Origin of the sequence: Ideonella azotifigens (assembly GCF_006519715.1) — a bacterium.
GTDB classification, from domain to species: domain Bacteria; phylum Pseudomonadota; class Gammaproteobacteria; order Burkholderiales; family Burkholderiaceae_C; genus Ideonella; species Ideonella azotifigens.
The window spans coordinates 1-2,740 of sequence record NZ_VIDT01000699.1 but is presented as its reverse complement, the minus strand read 5'-3'; the positions used below and the strand labels follow the sequence as shown (position 1 = coordinate 2,740).

2 protein-coding genes are annotated in these 2,740 nt (G+C 68.6%); both read right to left on the bottom strand.

What is annotated here, in order from left to right; genetic code table 11:
* Positions 1–1,583, bottom strand: a 1,583-nt coding sequence (locus FKP22_RS34420) for a methyl-accepting chemotaxis protein (protein WP_310733383.1), incomplete at its 3' end; no start/stop codon positions are given.
* 120 nt (positions 1,584–1,703) lie between these two features.
* On the bottom strand, positions 1,704–2,740 hold a 1,037-nt coding region (locus FKP22_RS26475), incomplete at its 5' end, for an SfnB family sulfur acquisition oxidoreductase (RefSeq protein WP_141290899.1).

The following is a 2,740-nucleotide window of genomic DNA, read 5'->3' as shown; positions in this document are numbered from 1 at the left end:
AAGCTGTGCTTGGGCGCAGCGGCCTGTGCCTTCGCCGGTGCCACCGTCTCGCCATGCCTGAGCTTGAACACCGCAACGGCTGCCACGAGTTGCTGGGCCTGCTGCTTCAGGCTCTCGGCGCCGGCAGCGGACTCTTCCACCAGCGCGGCATTCTGCTGCGTGGCCTGGTCCATTGCGGTGACGGCCTGGCCGACCTGGGCCACGCCTGCGGCCTGCTCGCGCGAGGCCGAGCTGATCTCGCCGACGATGCTGGTCACGCGGCCGATGGAGCGCACCACTTCGTCGATGGTCGCGCCGGCCTGGTCCACCTGCGCGGTGCCTTGTTCCACCCGCTCGCTGCTCTGCGTGATCAGGCCCTTGATCTGCTTGGCCGCCTCGGCCGAGCGCTGCGCCAGGCTGCGCACTTCGGAGGCGACGACCGCAAAGCCGCGGCCTTGTTCGCCGGCGCGGGCCGCTTCGACGGCGGCGTTCAGCGCCAGGATGTTGGTCTGGAAGGCAATGCCGTCGATGGTGCCGATGATGTCGGCGATCTTCTTCGAGCTTTCGCTGATGCCGCGCATGGTCTCGACCACCTGCTGCACCGCCACGCCGCCGCGGCCGGCCACGTCGCTGGCGGTCGCCGCCAGTTCGTTGGCCTGCTGGGCGTTGTCGGCATTGGCGCGCACGGTGGCGCCCAGTTCGTCCATCGAGGCCGCGGTTTCTTCCAGCGCGGCGGCCTGCTGCTCGGTGCGGGCCGAGAGGTCGCTGTTGCCCGAGGCGATCTGCGCCGAGCCGGTGGCCACGCCTTCGGCGTTCTGGCGCACGTGGCCCACGATGTCGGCCAGGCGTTGCTGCATTTCCTTCAGCGCGCGCAGCAGCTGGCCGGTCTCGTTTTCGCCGCTGGCGTCGAACTCGGCGGTCAGGTCGCCGGCCGCCACCCCACGCGCCACGCGCACGGCTTCATGGATGGGCCGGGTGGTGCTGCGCACCGTCCAGATGCACACCGCGACGGCCGCGGCCAGCGCCAGGCCGATCAGCGTGCCGACCATGGCCAGTGCGCTGGCGACTTCCTGGTCCGCTTCCGCGCCGGCCTGTTCCATCAGCTTGCCGCCCAGCGTCACCATCTCTTCGACGGCGCTCATGTAGGCCACCTGGCGCGGGCGCACCTCGGTCAGCAGCACGGTCTTGGCCTCTTCCAGGTTGCCCTGCTTGAGCAGGCCCAGCACCTTGTCACGCGGGCCGCGGTAGGCGGCGCGGGCGGCGGCCAGCTTCTCGAAGCCTTCCTTGCCCTTGGGCGTGGTCATGATGCTCTTCAGCGCCTCGAACTGTTCGGCCGTGCGCTTGCTGACCGCGTCGATGTCGTCGTACAGCGCCTTGGCATCGGCAGGGTCGGTGACGATGAACAGCTCGCGGATGTTGCGGGCCACCGTGGCATTGGCTTCCTTGATGGTCAGGAAGCGCTGCACCTTGGGATAACGGTCCCGCACCGCCAGCTCCAGCTTGGCATTGATGGCGTTGACCTTGAGGATGGAAATCGCGCCCAGCACCGCGACCAGGATCGCCATCATGGTGAAACCCAGCACCAGCCGGGTGGAAATCTTCATGTCTTGAATCCGCATCGGGCACTCCGAGTTCGTTGCTCGGTCATTTATCGGCCGCCTTGTGGGTTGCTGAAGGATGACGTAAGCGTCAGTGCGCTGAGCTGATACCGGGCCGAAGCGGGCTCACAAGGCTCCATGCCTTGGCGGCAGCTTGTCGTTGAGCACATGGTTGCCGACCGCGTGGTATTTCCAGCGCACCGGGTCGTGCAGTGTGTGGGTGCGGGCGTTGCGCCAGAAGCGGTCCAAGCCCAGGTTGCCCAGCGTGGCGGCGGTGCCGCAGAGTTCGAACAGGCGGGTGCTGGCGTCCAGCGAGAAGGTGGTGCTCAAGGCGCGGGCTTCGGCCACGGCGATGGAGGCTTCGGCGACGCTGCGTTCGGTCGGGCGCAGCTGGGCGGCATCCAGGAAGCGGGCGGCGCGGCGCAACAGGGCATGGGCTGCGGCCTGCTGGACCTTCAGCTCGCCGATCTGCTGGATGGCCAGCGGGTCGTCGGCGGCACGGGCCAGGCCGCTGTCCATCCACGGGCGGGCGTGTTCGCGCAGGAAGGGCAGCGTGGCCGCCAGCGCGCCCTGGCCGATGCCGAGGTCGATGGCGGCATGCAGGATCTGTGCAAACGGGCCGATGGTGGACGGTTGCTCGAACGAGGCCTGGAAGGGCACGACCCAGCCGGGTTCGACTTCGGTGTTGTCGAACACCACGCTGCCGCTGCCGGTCAGGCGCTGGCCCATGCCGTCCCAGTCATCGATGACGGTGACGCCTGGCGCATTGCGCGGTACGAAGGCCAGGTACTGCACTTCGCGGCCCTCTTCCTCGGTGACCACCAGCGTGGGGATCCAGTGCGCATACAGCGCGCCGGTGCAGTAGAACTTGCGGCCTTCGATGCGCCAGCCGCTGCCGGCGCGCGTGAGCCGCGTGCGGCGCTTGAAGTCCTTGTGGCCGATCTCGGCCAGCGCGTTGCCAAAGCGTTCGCCGGCCATCACGCGGTCGTAGAAGAAGCGCTGCTGCGAACGGCTGCCGCCCACGCGCAGGACTTCCAGCGCGTAGAAATGGTTCTGTGGGATCTGGCCCAGCGAGCCATCTGCCGCCGAGATCAGCGCGGTGACCTCGGCCAGCGTGGCGCTGCTGGCGCCCAGGCCGCCATGTTCGCGTGGCACGCTGATGG